General features: G+C 66.2%; 13 protein-coding genes. 1 reads left to right on the top strand and 12 read right to left on the bottom strand.

What is annotated here, in order from left to right:
- Positions 1-349: 349 nt before the first annotated feature.
- A complete protein-coding gene (locus HPY23_RS26175; protein ID WP_083469526.1) occupies positions 350-718 on the bottom strand; it encodes a hypothetical protein in 369 nt (122 codons plus the stop codon).
- A 288-nt stretch (positions 719-1,006) separates the two neighbouring features.
- Positions 1,007-2,287, bottom strand: coding sequence for an IS66 family transposase (gene tnpC / locus HPY23_RS26170; RefSeq protein WP_048447848.1), 1,281 nt, complete (start codon positions 2,285-2,287; stop codon positions 1,007-1,009).
- Between the two features lie 216 nt (positions 2,288-2,503).
- On the opposite strand from tnpC, the gene flgB reads away from it, so the two are divergent.
- Entirely contained in the window at positions 2,504-2,902 is a 399-nt protein-coding gene (gene flgB / locus HPY23_RS26165; RefSeq protein ID WP_210329328.1) for a flagellar basal body rod protein FlgB, read from the top strand.
- A 210-nt stretch (positions 2,903-3,112) separates the two neighbouring features.
- On the opposite strand, the gene HPY23_RS26160 is transcribed toward flgB, so the two are convergent.
- The 10 genes from HPY23_RS26160 to HPY23_RS26115 form a co-directional block, all read right to left on the bottom strand.
- Positions 3,113-3,841, bottom strand: a complete 729-nt coding sequence (locus HPY23_RS26160) for a class I SAM-dependent methyltransferase (RefSeq protein ID WP_091889745.1) — start codon at positions 3,839-3,841, stop codon at positions 3,113-3,115.
- Positions 3,835-4,161, bottom strand: a complete 327-nt coding sequence (locus tag HPY23_RS26155; protein WP_135419748.1) for a hypothetical protein — start codon at positions 4,159-4,161, stop codon at positions 3,835-3,837. The genes HPY23_RS26160 and HPY23_RS26155 overlap by 7 nt, the downstream gene beginning before the upstream one ends.
- Positions 4,162-4,517: 356 nt before the next feature.
- A complete protein-coding gene (locus HPY23_RS26150; protein WP_236012818.1) occupies positions 4,518-4,934 on the bottom strand; it encodes a threonyl-trna synthetase in 417 nt (138 codons plus the stop codon).
- Between the two features lie 214 nt (positions 4,935-5,148).
- Positions 5,149-8,406 (bottom strand): efflux RND transporter permease subunit, encoded by a 3,258-nt coding sequence (locus tag HPY23_RS26145; protein ID WP_048447851.1) that lies wholly within the window; start codon positions 8,404-8,406, stop codon positions 5,149-5,151.
- Positions 8,407-8,421: 15 nt separating this feature from the next.
- On the bottom strand, positions 8,422-9,705 hold the full coding sequence (locus HPY23_RS26140; protein ID WP_091889747.1) for an efflux RND transporter periplasmic adaptor subunit: 1,284 nt from the start codon (positions 9,703-9,705) through the stop codon (positions 8,422-8,424).
- A gap of 589 nt (positions 9,706-10,294) precedes the next feature.
- Complete coding sequence (locus tag HPY23_RS26135) at positions 10,295-10,855, bottom strand: MgtC/SapB family protein (RefSeq protein ID WP_091889750.1); 561 nt, start codon at positions 10,853-10,855, stop codon at positions 10,295-10,297.
- Between the two features lie 94 nt (positions 10,856-10,949).
- Positions 10,950-11,636: a ZIP family metal transporter gene (locus tag HPY23_RS26130; RefSeq protein ID WP_091889752.1), complete on the bottom strand. Its 687-nt coding sequence runs from the start codon at positions 11,634-11,636 to the stop codon at positions 10,950-10,952.
- A 70-nt stretch (positions 11,637-11,706) separates the two neighbouring features.
- Positions 11,707-12,621, bottom strand: coding sequence for a cation diffusion facilitator family transporter (locus HPY23_RS26125; protein WP_048447854.1), 915 nt, complete (start codon positions 12,619-12,621; stop codon positions 11,707-11,709).
- A gap of 194 nt (positions 12,622-12,815) precedes the next feature.
- Positions 12,816-15,161: a heavy metal translocating P-type ATPase gene (locus tag HPY23_RS26120; protein ID WP_048447855.1), complete on the bottom strand. Its 2,346-nt coding sequence runs from the start codon at positions 15,159-15,161 to the stop codon at positions 12,816-12,818.
- Positions 15,162-15,226: 65 nt separating this feature from the next.
- On the bottom strand, positions 15,227-15,463 hold the full coding sequence (locus HPY23_RS26115) for a DUF2171 domain-containing protein (protein ID WP_048447856.1): 237 nt from the start codon (positions 15,461-15,463) through the stop codon (positions 15,227-15,229).
- Positions 15,464-15,590: the final 127 nt, after the last annotated feature.

The following is a 15,590-nucleotide window of genomic DNA, read 5'->3' as shown; positions in this document are numbered from 1 at the left end:
CGTGATGACAATGAAAATGCCTACGGTTTTGCTGTTGACCGCAGCGCTTACGCTCGCACCGGCGGCAGCCATGGCTCAGCACATTGACGTCAATCCAGGCGGGGTGCAGGTGCCGGGAGGCTCACACGGGCCCCACGTCGTGGAGGAGCACCGCGATGGCGGCCACCAAGAGCGCCGGGAAGGGCGCCACGAGGAGCGTCGTGAAGGTCACGAACGTAGCACGCACCATGAAGAGCGTCACTGAGGACGGCTGATCGGGAAGTCGGCAGATATTGCCCGCGCCGCGTACGCGATGTAAAAACAAGCTTGGTACCGGTGCATCAAAATATCCAATACCTGCGAGCTGAAACTAAGTTTTTGGACCACGGAGGCGGCGATATAAAGCGCGCGCCGCGTCCATGTAGTCCTGGTCCTGATTTTTGGCGCAGAAGGCTCGCAGGAAATCTACTTGCTCCTGCAGCGGAAAGGATGGAGGCGTGAGATCAAGTCCCTCGTCCACGCCCTGAGGAGCCCGGATAAGCGCTCCGCTCATGAAGCCCTGTGCCCATGCGAAGTAATCACGCTGAAGCGCAGGATTTTCTCCTATCTCCTGATTGAAGTGGGCGCAGGTCGAGGCGCCAAGGCCAACGATCTTGACGGTATCGGCCGTAGCAGGACTTGATAACAGAATGCCAATCGCCGACGTGACGCTCAGGATCGGAATACTCGTTCGGTTCATCTCATGATCTTGAAGTGGCGTTCATCGAACGTCAACCGAAGCGCCCCGCCCCGGCCCAGGTTTTTGCCCAGCCCCGCTCGAGCGCCCCGGCATACCGTAGCGCCTCAACCGTAATATCTACGTCAAGACCTTCCCACGAACGATCGGCCGTCGAGGCGATGGCATCGCAACGGCTCACTAGAGATGTTTGGTCCCGCTGTGTGGTGATACAACTGATGCCGCATGGAGGGACGCGCTATGGGACAGGTTCTCCACGGCAGTAATTACTCACGCCCGTAGTGGCTGTGTTCAGGCGCCGACGGTCTTGAGGATGGTGCCGAAGGGGCTGGCGCCTGTGAGGCGTGCGGTATCGACGACGGTTCGGATATCGGCTTCGCCCTCGGCGGCCCACATGGCGCGGTAGCCGTTGGTCATCTTCCGCTGGACGACGGTCGGGCGCAGCAGCCGTTCCGAGCCGTTGTTGGTCGGCTCGACCTGGCCGGGATGGGCGAGGAAGACCAGAAGTTGGTCGCGGGCGCGGCCGATCTTGGCCTGCAGACCGCGCGTCAGGTCGCAGCGGCTTGGTTCGGCGAGGATGGCGCCGAGCTGCCGCTCCAAAGTTCGGCGCTTGGCGGCCCGCGTCGAAGTGGCCAAGTCGGTGACGCGCTCGGCCAGCGCGAACACGGATTGCAGCCAGAGTTGCAGGCGCCAGGGCACAGGGTCGTCGCTGGTCTCGACGACGTAGGCGACGTCGCGGGCGAGATGGGCGAGGCAGGTCTGGTGCTGGGCCGCATGGCCCTGCTGGGCGGTGTAGCGGTCCGAGATCCAGACCGAGGGCCGGTGCCCATCCATCATCGCCCGCACCACGACGGCGCCCCGCGTCGGGGAGGCCGTGTGCACCACCGCGTCAGTCGAGTGGAAGACCCAGTGGTAGGCGTTGCTGCCTTGGATGCCCACGCCGGTCTCGTCCGACGCAACGACGGCGGCACGGCGCAGCATCGCGACGGCGGCCTCGCGACCGGAATGGAAGCGGCCCTGCGCACGGCGGAGCAGGTTCATCAGGCCGCCCTGGCTGAGCCTCAGTCCGAACAGGTCGGACAGCGCCGCCTGCAGCCGCTCGTAGGAGAGCGCCTGGAAGGTCTTGAGATAGGTCGCCACCGCATGCAGCCGTGGCCCGAACGGGGTGTCGCGCGCCGCCTCCGGCACCGGCGCGACCATCCGTGCTCCGCAGGACGGACAGTGCACGGCAAGACGCCGATGCTGCGTCACCACCGGTGCGACCTCCGGCAGCTCGATCCGCTCAGACAGGCTGACGACCTCGGCCGACAGCTCCCTGTGAAGAGCGCCACCGCAGCACGAGCAGCGGTCGGGGCGATGATCGACCACCGCATCGGGATCGTCGGTCATGACGCGGCTGTGACCCTCGTGACCAGGCTTGGCGCCACCGGGCCTGGATTGCTCGCGCCGGTCCTTGTGATCGGTCGCCGGCGGCTTCGAGGAGGTGCGCGAGGTCTTCTCCGGTCGCTGCAGCCGCAGCACCAGCTCGATCAGTTCCTCGCGGCTCAACCGCTCAAGATCGCTGCGGCCCATCCCACGAAGGAATCAGCGAAATCCAACCTGCGCAAGAGGGTGAGGTCCACGCGATGCGAGGCGAAGCGGCACGCGCCAACTCGCGCCCGGACATACCCCGTGGGTAATTACCTTCAAGGCGCATCGGCAAACTCCACCAGGGCTGCCACTCGCACCAAGCTTCGCCAGCTTCGGACAAGGCTGCACTCATAGGCCTTGAAGTCCCGGAGATGCGGATTGGAGTTTGAAGTGACAGGCGTCTATCTCTTTGATCTTGTGTCGCAGCAGGCTCGCTACCTTGCGGTCCGTCAGTCCATGATTGCTGGCAATGTCGCCAACGCGAATACACCGGATTACAAAGCGCGTGACGTCCTGCCCTTCGCCGAAGTCATGGCCCGCACGGCTACGGCTAGCCTGTCGACGACAGCAAGCGGCCACCTGAACGCAGCAGACCCACCATTTAGCGCAACGAAGATCAAGGCTTCCGATGCCTGGGACGCGCTTTCGACCTCAAGCTCCGTCAGCCTCGAGCAGGAAATGCTCAAGGCCAGCGAGGTCAGCCGAGACCATTCCCTGAATATAGCGATCACGAAGGCATTCGACCGCATGTTGATGTTGAGTCTGAAGGGCTCCTGACGATCTTTTCTTATCTTTCCCACAAATCTGGACAAGCGCTTTCTGAATGACCAGCGGATAAACTTGCGCGACGAACGCAGCAGCCGAGTGCGTGATGCGAGTCAGGCTCATCGGCGAGAGGCAACCAGACGAAACCAGAGCCTACCTTCCAGCCATGATTGAACTCGCACGGTATCCTTTTGAAGCGTTCACCTGCTCGACTGCATGATCTCACTGCTTCCGGCTGCGGACCAGGGCCATTCGGCCGATCCAGATGGGATGCTCCGATACGCGGCGCACGCCCGTGAAGCCCGCCTCCGACAGGAACTTCGGCCATGTCCCCGACGTATGGGATCTGGTCGCCTCCGCACCATAGAGCAGCTGGGTGATTCGCAAGATCACATCTTCTCGCGAGGCCTTCGGCCGGTCGATGTCCGCCGCTAAGACGATGCCGCCCCTTCGAACGATCCGACGAAGCTCTCGCAAGTTATTGATTTTGTCCTCCGGTTCAAGACCATGTAAATTGAGAACCAACATGGCCTTGTCGAACTGACCTGCACTGAACGGCGTTCTTCTCGCATCCTCGAACGTCATAGCTTTGTAGTTGGGTAAGTTCATGCTAGATGCGCGCTTGAACGCTTTCGCGATCCGACGCCGATTGAACTCCACCGCAGTGAATTCGGTGTCTGGGAAGCGATCCGCATAATACAATGCGCGCAAGGCGCTTCCAGGGCCACAGTCGAGAATGCATTCGCCGGGCCTTGGTACGAGTGCCTCCGAAAGTGGGACATACCATTTTGGGTCATCCAGAAGACAGGCATCGACCAGCATGCGGAAAGTCCCCGAGAGCCATTGGCCACGGACTTGCCGGCTGGCCGACACCTGAGTGTGTATGAGATCGGTTTGGCTCTTGGCATACAAGAAGCCTGTCGTGCTCTTGCCAGCCTGCACCTTCAGCATTCCCGTCGGGCAGAGAAGGGCGCTCTATCGGAGCAAATTTCAACGCCGGCGTCCGAGACCAGCCTCTCGACCTTGGCCTGCATTACCTTGCTCTGCTCCTCGGCAGCCATCCGTCGGTCGCACGCCGTCCAGAGATCCTTGACCTGATCGAATAAGCCTGTGCCCGTTGAACAGCGGGGTAACTCCGTGAAGCGCAGGGTCTCGCACTGGCTGAGCACGTTTGACTCCGCGCGCCGGCTGCTGTTGCCGATCTGAACATCGTTGAACAGGGTTTGGTTTACGGTGAGCGCCGCCCCACTCGGACGTGTGGTCTGCTTCAAGCCCCTGCCGGCCAGGTTCTTTCCGCCGACGAAACCCCTATGCCGGCCTGGACGGCCACGGTCGGGCGGTAGCCTGCCCGCACCCAGGCCATGGTCTCGTCGGTCGCCCGCACACCCGCGCAGCCCGTATTGGCCTGCGGATTGACACTGTAGACCCGCACGAGCGCTCTCCAGCGTCTCGGCCCGAACGCAGATGGCCGCTGCCCCGATCGCCGTCAGCGCGGCTAATCCCATGGCAACGGGCCGATGCCTCACCGGCAGCCCGTCTGGCACGAGCAATGCGCTCTGGAGGTGGCAATCGTCCTCCCTCTGCGAACTCGGGGCATGCGAACCGGTTCGGCGAGGCGGCATAGGCATCATGGGGTCGTCGCCTTGTGCAAGGCGGAGGTGTGAACGGTGGCAGGATGGCCCGCGCCGGCTTCGTGCGCCGCGGAGCATTTTTCGTACTGATCGCCGGTGGCGATCATGATCAGCCGCTTGCGGCCGCCATCGACGGAACGAACTGCCAGGAGCGTGTGTCCGCCGGACCAGACCACAGTCTCCGGTCTACCATCCTTGACGGGTTCGCCGTGGCGCCGGACCCCTTCCTGGTAGATGGGCTCGTAGCGTGCGGAGAGTTCGGCTTCCGGGAAGTCTCGGCTGACCCAGATGACCTGCTGCAGGCCTTCGTCCCGGCAGATCTCAAGGACGACCTGCTGCGTGTCCGGCCCGGAAGCCGGCGGCTGCCCATGAAAGTAGAACAGGGCCGTGATGTTGGCCTCCCGATCCGCCATAGACGGCTTCGGCACCGTCGTCACAGGCCCCCAGGACAACCCAAATGGAGCCTCCGCGGCCTGCGCCAAGGCCGTGCTGCCCAGCGAGAGCAGTGCCATCGCGAAGATGGGGCGGATCCCTCTCGAACCCGCCCGGCCTTCTGATGCGGCACGGTCCGGACCGGATCTGTGACTTCGCCCAAGACGTAGGGGCTTCTGAGGGGACATGATCGCCTCACTCCGCGGCCGGCCTGAGCGGCGGATAGGCGCGATCCCTGGTCGCGTCCTTCACGGAGGATTTCGGGGTCTCCTTGCCGCCGAAGCGCGCGTAGAGCGCCGGCAGCACGATAAGCGTCAGTAGGGTCGCGCTGATCAGGCCGCCGATGACCACGGTGGCGAGCGGCCGCTGCACCTCAGCCCCCGTCTCAGTAGCCAAGGCCATCGGCACGAACCCGAGCGAGGCGACCAGAGCGGTCATCGCCACGGGCCGCAATCGGGTCATGGCGCCCTCCAGGATCGCCTCGCGCTTCGGCCGCCCCTCGGCGATGAGCTGCTTGATGAAGGTCAGCATCACGAGGCCGTTGAGCACCGCCACGCCCGACAGGGCGATGAACCCCACCGCGGCCGGGACGGAGAACGGCATGCCGCGCAGCCACAAGGCCGCGATGCCGCCGGTCAGCGCCAGGGGCACCGCGCTGAACACCAGGAGCGCGTCCCGCGGTGAGCCAAGCGCCGAATAGAGCAACAGGAAGATCAGGAAGAAGCAGACCGGAACCACGATCATCAAGCGCTGCCGGGCCGAGGCGAGGTTCTCGAACTGCCCGCCCCAAGCAACATAGTAGCCGGCCGGCAGCTGCACCTGTTGCGCAACCTTGGCCTGCGCCTCGGCCACGAGCGAGCCGATATCGCGCCCGCGCACGTTGGCGGTCACGACGACGCGGCGTTTGCCGTTCTCGCGGCTGATCTGGTTCGGCCCCTCCGTGACGGAAAAGCTCGCCACCTGCTTCAGCAGCACCGAGGCGGCCCGCCCGTTCGGGCCGGGCGGGAGCGCGACGGGCAGGTTCTCCAGCGCCTCGCGATCCTCGCGGACCTTGTCGGTCAGGCGCACCACGATGGGAAAGCGCCGGTCGCCCTCGAACACCACGCCGGCTTCCCGCCCGCCAATCGCCGCGCCGATCACCTCCTGGATCGCCCCCGTGCTGAGGCCTAAGCGCGCGGCCTCAGCCTTGTTGATCCTGATCTCCAGGAAGGGCAGGCCCTGCGTCTGCTCGACCTTGACGTCCTCGGCGCCCGCCGTCCCCTTCAGGATGGCCGCGATCTGGTTGGCCACCTTGAGCATCGGCTCGAACTCCTCGCCGAACACCTTCACGGCGAGGTCGCCACGGGTACCGGCCAGGAGCTCGTTGAAGCGCAGCTGGATCGGTTGCGAGAACTCGAACACGTTGCCGGCCAAGGCGCCGGCGGCTTTCTCAATCTGCTCCTGCAGCTCGGCCTTGGACAACTCTGGGTCCGGCCACTCCTCCTGGGGTTTGAGGATCACGAAGGTGTCCGAGGAGTTCTGCGGCATCGGGTCGGAGGCGACCTCGGCCGTACCCGTCTTCGAGAAAACGTAGGCCACCTGCGGGAACTTCGAGACCGCCTGCTCGATCTTGAGCTGCATGGCCTGGGACTGGGACAGCGAGGTCGAGGGGATGCGCAGCGCGTTCATGGCGATGCTCTTCTCGTCGAGCGTCGGGATGAACTCCGCGCCGAGCCGGGTGAACAACACGCCGGCCCCGGCGAGCAGCAGGAGCGAGCCTAGGATGAACGCCATCGGGGCCCGCACAGCCCCGGCCAGGGCCGGGCGATACGCCGCCTTGAACCCCCGGATGATGAGGTTGTCCGTCTCGGTGACCTTGCCGGTGATCACGATGGCGATCATGGCCGGCACGAAGGTGAGCGAGAGAACGAAGGCCGCGACCAGCGCGATGATGACGGTCAGCGCCATCGGCTCGAACATCTTGCCCTCGACGCCCGTGAAGGTGAGGAGCGGCACGTAGACGAGGATGATGATGGCCTGCCCGAACAGCGACGGCTTGATCATCTCCTCGGCCGAGGCCCGCACCGTGGCGAGCCGCTCCTCGAGCTCCAGCTTGCGCCCAAGTTCGTGCTGCTTCTCCGCCAAGTGCCGGAGCGAGTTCTCGGCGATGATCACGGCGCCGTCGACGATGAGGCCGAAGTCGAGGGCGCCCAGGCTCATCAGGTTGGCCGAGATCTTCGCCTCGACCATGCCGGTCATGGTCATCAGCATGGCGACCGGGATGACCAGCGCCGTGATGATGGCGGCTCGGATATTGCCGAGCAGCAGGAACAGGATGACGATGACGAGCGTCGCGCCCTCGGCGAGGTTCCGGGCCACCGTCTTGATGGTGGCCTCGACCAGCAGCGTCCGGTTGAGGACCGTCTGCACCTCGATCCCGGGCGGCAGCGACTTGCGGATCTCGTTCATCTTGGCGTCGACGGCCGCCGCCACCGTGCGGCTGTTCTCGCCGATCAGCATCAGGGCCGTGCCGACGACGACTTCCCGGCCGTTCTCGCTGCCCGAGCCGGTGCGCAGGTCACGTCCGATCCGCACCTCGGCGATGTCGCGGATGCGCACCGGAACGCCGCCGCGGGTGGTGACGACGACGTTGGCGATCTCGTCCATGCTCTCCAGGCGTCCGGCCGCGCGCACGACATAGCCCTCGCCGTTGTCCTCCAGGTAGCGCGCACCCTGGTTGGCGTTGTTGGCCTGGAGCGCCCGGGCGACGTCGCCGAACGAGAGGTCGAGGGCGGTCAGCTTCGCGGGATCGGGCTGGACGTGGTACTGCTTCTCGTAGCCGCCGATGCCGTCGACGCCGGCCACGCCCGGGACGGTCTTGATCTGAAGGCGGATGATCCAGTCCTGGATCGTGCGGAGATAAGCTGATCTCTCCAGCTCGGTCGTGAGGCGCTGCCCCTCCGGGGTCAGGTAGCTGCCGTCGGATTGCCAGCCCGGCTTACCGTCGAGGACGGGCGCTTTCTCGCCGGCTTTCTTGTAGTTCACTGTCCACATGTAGATCTCGCCCAGGCCAGTCGAGACCGGGCCCATCTGCGGCTCGGCCCCGGGCGGCAGGTCACTCTTGACCTGGTTGAGGCGCTCGGCGACCTGCTGCCGGGCGAAGTAGATGTCGAGCTTCTCGTTGAAGACGGCGGTGACCTGCGAGAAGCCGTTGCGCGACAGCGAGCGGGTGTATTCGAGCCCCTTGATGCCAGCGAGCGCGGTCTCGACCGGGTAGGTGACCTGCTTCTCGATGTCGACGGGTGAGTAGGAGGGCGCGACCGTGTTGATCTGCACCTGGTTGTTGGTGATGTCCGGCACCGCGTCGATGGGCAGCTTGGTCAGCGAGAACACACCGAAGCCGGCGGCGAGCAGCGACAGCAGCACCACGAGCCAGCGCTGGTGGACCGAGAAGTCGAGGATGCGACTGATCATGGCGAGCGTCCCGTCTCAGTCGTGGTGCTCGGCTTCGCCCTTGCCGAGCTCAGCCTTGAGGAGGAAGGTGTTCTTAACGGCGATCTCCTCACCCGGGGTCAAACCGGCAATAATCTCGACCGACTCATCGTCCGATTTGCCCGTTTTGACATCACGTCGCTCGAAGCCGTCCGCGGTGCGCACGAAGGCGACCTTCTCATTACCCATGCTCTGGAGTGCGTCGCGGGGCACCTTCACCTTGGCGCTGTCCTGGCCGACCTGGATTTCGGCCGAGACGAAGGTGCCCGGCCGCCAGCTGAAATCCTGGTTGGGCAGCGCCGCGATCACGCGGGCCGAGCGGGTCTCAGCGTTCAGGATCGGGCTGACGAAGATGATCTTGCCCTTTGCCCGCTGGCCCGCATCCTCGTCTCGGGGGGCGATCAGAACCTCCGCGCCTTCCCGAACCTTGGCGAGATCCGTGGTCGGCACCGCGAGCTCTACCCAGACTGTGGAGAGGTCGGCGACTGTGTAGAGGTCGGCCGGGTCACCCTGACCGCCCACCGTCGTCCCGACGTCGACCTTGCGCTCAACGACGCGTCCAGTCAGCGGCGAGCGCAACTCGTATCGACGCAGGCTCGACTGGTTCGGGGTAGCCTCATCCCGCTTCTGCGCCGCCGCAACCTCATCCGCGTTGAGCCCCAGAGCGGAGAGCTTCTGCCGGGCTAGGTTCAGGCGCAGCTGCGTTTCGGAATAGGTAGCTCGTGCTTGAAGGAACGTGGCCTCGGCTGAGATCCGCTTATCCCAGAGCGCCTGCTGCCGGTCGTAGTTGGTCTTCTCCAACTCGGCGCGCACCGATGCCGTCAGATACTCACTCTTGGCATCTGCCACCTCGCGGCTGTCGAGGACGGCGACGACTTCGCCCTTCTTCACGGGATCGCCCAGACGCTTGAGCATCTCCGCTACGGTGCCGACGACCCGGGCGGGGACCCGCGCGACCCGGTCGATGTCCGGCGTGATTGTGCCGGGCGCCATCAGGTGCCGTGAGAGCACACCGCCCTCGACCGATGCGACCGCGATCTCCTGGTTGGTGATCTGCTCGGGCGACATCTTGATCTGCCCCTCGGCGGCATGGTCCTCCGCCTTCTCGCCGGCCGGCTTCTCGGCTTCGGCCTTCGGAGCCGCTGGGTTTTCCGGAACGGGCTCCGTCTTCATCAGGCCCGTCGCCGCCAAGGCTCCCTGGATGACCTGAGACACGCGCGGGACGGCACCGCCGATCGCGACACCCACTGCCAGAACAATCAGAATAAGAAACGCACGCATGACGTTGACCTAGCTCGGGCCTCTGGGAGTCGGCTGCGAAGACGTGCGGCCAAAGTCCCGAATCTCACATGACCCCAACGCTCAGCACCCGGAGAAGGCGCGAGCGACCACAATCCGCCTCAGCGACGGGACGAGTTAGGCCCTGGGTGGTCTGCGAAGCGGGGGGGCAGGGCGGGAGGCGACCGGCTCGACCTGGATCGAGTAAACGATCCGATCCGCGATCCGGGCCGGCTCGAACGCGACTGGTTCAGCCCGCATCACCTGATGACAGCCGCAGTGGGCGTGGAGCAGGATGCCTACGCCAGATGTGTCGTCCGAGCCTGGTTCGCCCGGAGCCAGCTGCGATGACAGCGGCAGCACGCCGTCGCTGTGCAGCGGGCTTGCCGATGCGGAAGAGCCGGAGGCGACGATGGACAACGCGAGCACAAGCGCGACAAGGCAAGCGAAGACGGCACGCCAAGGACGCGCCGGTCCACTCATCCATGAATGCCGCAATACGACCATCGCAGCCTCATCTACGATCGGCAGCACCCGGACACAAGGTTTGGTTCGCGGGAAGATCGAGATTTCTCAAAGTCGTGGCGTGACTTCAACACTCTGGCTCGAAGCGCGTTGGCCTTGCGGACACGGGCTGATCTCGCGAGCCGGCTGAGATCTGAGCCGCCGCAGGTCCATCCGCCTCGTCAGGATCAGCTTCGTCCCGCTCATCTCCGCTGCGGCGCGCAGCCCGCTTCAACGGCACAAGGTAGCGCAGCGTCAGGTAGGTGACGAGGCTCAGGATAGCCGCAATGTCGTAGAGCCCGTAGCCCACCGCCGCCCCGAGCGCGCCCGTGGCCCACAGGCTGGCGGCGGTCGCGGTGCCGGAGGCACGCCCGGCATGCTTCAGGATCGCCCCGCCGCCGATGAAGCCAACACCCGTAATCACACCTTCCAGGATGCGGGCCTGGCCCGTCGAGTCCGCACCGAGCACGCGGATCGCGACCAGCACGAAGCCGCAGGCGGCGACCGCGACGAGGGGAAAGGTGCGGATGCCGGCCGAGCGCTCCTCCTGCTCGCGGTCCCACCCGATCGGTGCCGCGAGGGCGTAGGCGATCGCGAGATCGATGAGGTGGGATGCCACCTCCCAGAGGCTGAAGGCCGTGAGCTTCATCGGCGTGACGGTTCTTTCTCGATAGCACTACGCGGTGCGCCCCATAGGCGCAGGCAGCCCTCAGCATGATCGCCGATGCGCGAGCCGGCGCGCCTCAAGTGGCGATCTCCTCGATCACCAGCATGCCGAGGAAACCTATGAAGAACATCGCGGTGGTCCAAGGTTGCTCGGGTACGGCATGCGCCTCCACGAGCAGTTCCTCGGTGACGAGATAGAGTAGCGCGACGAGCGCGAAGGCGAAGAAGCCGGCGAGATAGGGCCCGGGCAGCGCACCGACCGGCGTGCCCAGGAGCGCACCCACCGGCAGCAGGAGCGCGAGACCGGCCACGGTACCGACCACGCGTCCCGCAGAGCCGCTCGTTTGCTTCAGCTTGGAGGCGACCGCGATCCCGAGAAACAGTACCTCGAGCGTGAGTGCGCCCGTCAGCAGCAGGCCCTGCTTCGCCCCGGCCGCGAAGCCGATGCCGAGGACGAGTCCGTCGATCAGGATGTCGATCCCGACCGTCGCGATGAGCCCGGTCGACCCCTTCGCCTTCTCTCCCAGGCGCTTGACCAGGAGCATCAGGGCGACACCGAGGGCTCCGCCGACGATCACCGCGATCGGGGATTGCTGATGCTTGAGGTCGGGCAGGATCTCGCCCGCGACCGCGGCGAACAGGACGCCCGCGGCGAGATGCTGGACGGCGCTGGTGACCGCCGGGCCAGGCTGACGCACGGCGGCGACGGCGGCCCCTAGTACCGTCGCGAGGGCTGGGATGAGCGTGTAGGCCCAAGCTGACATCGAAGTTCCGTATTCCTGGATTGCGACGGGGACACACCATCGGCGGCGGAGGCCGAGCGGCTCAGGTCCCTCAGATGCGCAGAGCCTTTTCCTCGGTTCGAAGCGCCGCATCCTCAATCTGGATCGTGACGTGATCGACCTTGAACTCGTCCGCCAGGATCTGCCGTGCGTGGCGCAGCACGCGGGCGGCGTCACCCGCCCCAGGCACCACCAAGTGCCCGCTCATCGCGTCGAGACCCGAGGTGATGGTCCAGACGTGCAGGTCGTGCACGCCGGCCACGCCTGGGATCTCGGCCAAGCGGCGCTCCAGCAGCACGACGTCAACCTGGGGCGGGGTGCCCTCCAGCAGGATATGGGTGACCTGGCTGAGCAGACTCCAGGTGCGCGGCACGATAAACAGGCCGATGCCGGCTCCCACGATCGGGTCGGCCAGCCGCCAGCCCGTGACCATCACGATCACCGCCGCCACGATCACCCCGAGCGAGCCGAGCATGTCGGAGAGCACCTCGAAGTAGGCGCCCTTGACGTTCAGGCTCTCCGACGAGCCGCCGGACAGGAGGCGCATGCTGATCAGGTTGACCACCAGGCCGACGGTCGCCACCGCCAGCATCGGGCCGCCGATGACCTCGGGCGGGTCGACGAAGCGGCGGTAGGCCTCGTAGAGGATGTAGATTGTGAGGACGAGGAGCACGACGGCGTTGGCCAGCGCCGAGAGCACCTCCGCGCGCAGGTAGCCGTAGGTCCGCTGCGGCGTCGCGGGCCGCTCGCCGAAGCGGATCGCCAGGAGTGCCAGCGCAAGACCTCCTGCGTCGGTGAGCATGTGGGCGGCATCGGCCAGGAGCGCGAGGCTGCCGGTCAGCAAGCCGCCGACCACCTCGGCGGCCATGTAGGTCAGGGTCAGCCCGAGCGCCCAGACCAAGCGCCCGCGGTGCCGCCCCGCGGCCGAGCCGCCGAGGGTTGCTCCATGATCATGCCCTGCACCCATTCCGGTTCCTCTTTCCTGAGCGGACGATCACAGCGTCCCGGTGACGCGGGCGGCGGAGCAAAAAGATGCGTCGACACCCTGACGATCACGGCCTGATGGCTCGCCGCGGCGCCGGCATTCCTCGGGGCAGCGAACCGGCCCAACCGCCGCTCCTCCAGCGATGAGCCCGGACTGCGGGGCAGGGACGCACGCGCTCACGCCGCGGGCTCGAGAGCCTCGCTCGGCTGCGCCGTGTCGCCCCCGCCCTGCGTGCCGCCGGAACCGAAGAACCCGAGCAGGCGCAGCGCGTTCGCGGTGACGATCACGGTGGCCCCCGTATCGGCCAGGATGGCGATCCACAAGCCCGTCAGCCCGAGCACGCTCGTGACCAGGAACACCGCCTTGAGCCCCAGCGCGACGGCGATGTTCTGGCGGATGTTGGCCATGGCGGCCCGCGCCAAGCGGATCATCTCCACGACGTCGTAGGTGTGGCTCCTCAGGAGCGCGCCGTCGGCGGTCTCCAGGGCCACGTCGGTGCCCGAACCCATGGCGATACCCACGCTCGCCGCCGCCAGTGCAGGTGCATCGTTGATACCGTCGCCCACCATCATGACCCGGCCCCCCACCCCGAGCGCCCGGATCACCGCGACCTTGTCATCGGGCATCTGCTCGGCGCGGAACTCCAGACCGAGCGCGCTCGCGATCGCCGCACCGGTGCGCGCGTTGTCGCCTGTGAGCATGATCGGACGGATGCCGAGATCCTGTAGGGCTGCAAGAGCCGACTTCGCGTCGAGACGCGGCTCGTCGCGCAGGGCGATCAGCCCCACCAAACGGCCGCCCACCACGAGCGCCGTGACGGTTTTGCCCTCCGCTTCAAGCGCGGCGCTCCGCTCGCTCGCCCCGGCCGGCCAGGTCGTACCGCCTTCGGCAAAGCGCGGAGCACCGAGAAAGATCTCCTGCCCGCCGAGCGAGCCGGTCACGCCCTGACCCGGAACGGCCCTGACCCCGTCGGCGGGCTGGATCCGGCAGCCCGTCGTCCTGGCCCACTCCACGATCGCGACGGCGAGCGGATGGTTCGATCCGGTCTCGACGGCCGCAGCCAGCCGCAGCACCTCAGCCTCGCTACCGGAATAGACCGCGACGTCCGTCACCCGCGGCGCTCCTTCGGTCAGCGTGCCTGTCTTGTCGAAGGCGATGACCTGCGTATTCGCCGCCGCCTCGATCACGGCGCCCCCCTTCATCAGCAAGCCGCGGCGCGCGCCGGCCGACAGGGCCGATGCGATCGAGGCCGGCACCGAGATCACGAGCGCGCACGGGCAGCCGATCAGCAGGAGCGCGAGCCCGCGATAGACCCAGGTCGACCAAGCCCCCCCGAACAGGAGCGGCGGCACCAGAACGACGAGGAGGGCGAGGCCGACGATGAGCGGCATGTACCAGCGCGAGAAGCGGTCGATGAAGCGCTCCGTCGGCGCGCGCGCCTCCTGCGCCTCCTCGACGAGGCGGATGATGCGCGCGATCGTGTTATCCTCGGCGGCCTTGGCGACGCGCACCCGGAGTGCCGCCTCGCGGTTGATCGAGCCCGCGAAGACGCCGTCCCCCGCCCCTTTGGTGCTCGGGAAGGATTCCCCCGTCACAGGAGACTCATCGATGCCGGACGTGCCGGAGAGGATGACGCCGTCGGCCGGGATGCGATCGCCCGGTCGCACCAGCACTGTCTGGCCGATCGTGAGCGAGGCGGCCGGCACGTCTCGGGCGATGCCGTTCTCCTCGACCAACGCTGTTTTCGGGACGAGTTCGCCGAGCGCCCGGATGCCGGCGCGGGCTCGGTCGGCCGCCACGCCCTCCAGCACCTCGCCGACCGCGAACAGGAACACGACGAGGGCGCCTTCCTCCGCGGCGCCGATGAACAGGGCGCCGGCAGCGGCGATCGACATCAGCATCTCGATCGTGAACGGCATGCCGGCGCGCGCGGCCGCGATGGCGCGCTGGGCGACCGGCGTGACCCCGACCAGCGTCGCGCCCACGAATGCCCAGAAGGCCAGCGCGGGAACGCTGAGCTTGATCGTCCAAGCCAGGGCGAGCATGGCGCCGGTGAACAGGACCAGACGGCCCTTGCTGGCCTGCCACCAAGGCCTGTCAGCGCTCTCGCCATGTGCGTGCCCTTGCTTTGCGAGAACGCCGTCATGCTGGTCTGCCGCCGTCAGGGGTGCCTGCTCGTCCTGGTCACAGCCCGGCTCACCACAGCCGTGTGCTGCGTTCGCATCGCGGCGGCCGAGCAGCTCGTGCTCGGGACCGGAAGTGAGGGATGGCGGCAATTTGCGCGTGAGCGTGTAGCCGAGGCCGGCCACGCGTTTTTCGACGGTCCTTGAGGAGATCTGGGTCTGATCGATCGTGGCGGTCAGGGTCTCGGTGATCGTCGAAGCCCTGACGTCGCTGACGCCCGGCAACTTGGCCAACGCCGTTTGGATCTTGCCGACGCAGCTGGCGCAATCCATCCCCTCGACCTTCCAGGTGAAGGTCGAACCGTTCTCGCGCGCGGCGTCCGCACTGTGTCCCGTCATGAGATCCTCCTGCTCCCCGGCAGCCTAGAACCTTTAGCCGCTAGAGGAGCAAGGAGCGGTCGGTCTCAGCCTTGGCTCTGCCACTGCGTCATGACCTCTTGGCTCGACCTGCTGAGGTGCACATGCGCGTCGACGCGCTCGACCCAGGCGAGCGGGATGAGGTGATGCGCGCCGTGCGCGGCCGGATCGTTCCGGGTCAGCTTGATCTGATCGGATCCCTGCATGTGGTCGACGGTGCCGACATGGTGCCCATCGGACGCCTTGACCTCCATGTGCTCTTTGATCTGGCTTGCATCGATCATGACGTATCTCCTCGACCTGAGACGGCTGACACATGGTATGAGGGGAGACGCTCGACGAGCGCCTCGCGCGCTAGGCGGCCATCTTCCGGCAGCTCTCGGCGCAAGTCCGATACCGTTCGAGGCCGAT

It is taken from the genome of Methylobacterium ajmalii, from assembly GCF_016613415.1.
GTDB lineage: Bacteria > Pseudomonadota > Alphaproteobacteria > Rhizobiales > Beijerinckiaceae > Methylobacterium > Methylobacterium ajmalii.
This window is presented reverse-complemented; position numbering and strand designations above follow the sequence as displayed.

Coding starts and splice junctions, on each gene's coding strand:
- tnpC (WP_048447848.1), bottom strand. CDS start 2,287: ATGGGCCGCAGCGATCTTGAGCGGTTGAGCCGCGAGGAACTGATCGAG.
- HPY23_RS26115 (WP_048447856.1), bottom strand. CDS start 15,463: ATGATCGATGCAAGCCAGATCAAAGAGCACATGGAGGTCAAGGCGTCC.
- HPY23_RS26175 (WP_083469526.1), bottom strand. CDS start 718: ATGAACCGAACGAGTATTCCGATCCTGAGCGTCACGTCGGCGATTGGC.
- HPY23_RS26160 (WP_091889745.1), bottom strand. CDS start 3,841: ATGCTGAAGGTGCAGGCTGGCAAGAGCACGACAGGCTTCTTGTATGCC.
- HPY23_RS26125 (WP_048447854.1), bottom strand. CDS start 12,621: ATGGGTGCAGGGCATGATCATGGAGCAACCCTCGGCGGCTCGGCCGCG.
- HPY23_RS26140 (WP_091889747.1), bottom strand. CDS start 9,705: ATGCGTGCGTTTCTTATTCTGATTGTTCTGGCAGTGGGTGTCGCGATC.
- HPY23_RS26120 (WP_048447855.1), bottom strand. CDS start 15,161: ATGACGGGACACAGTGCGGACGCCGCGCGCGAGAACGGTTCGACCTTC.
- HPY23_RS26130 (WP_091889752.1), bottom strand. CDS start 11,636: ATGTCAGCTTGGGCCTACACGCTCATCCCAGCCCTCGCGACGGTACTA.
- HPY23_RS26135 (WP_091889750.1), bottom strand. CDS start 10,855: ATGAAGCTCACGGCCTTCAGCCTCTGGGAGGTGGCATCCCACCTCATC.
- HPY23_RS26150 (WP_236012818.1), bottom strand. CDS start 4,934: ATGGCGGATCGGGAGGCCAACATCACGGCCCTGTTCTACTTTCATGGG.
- HPY23_RS26145 (WP_048447851.1), bottom strand. CDS start 8,406: ATGATCAGTCGCATCCTCGACTTCTCGGTCCACCAGCGCTGGCTCGTG.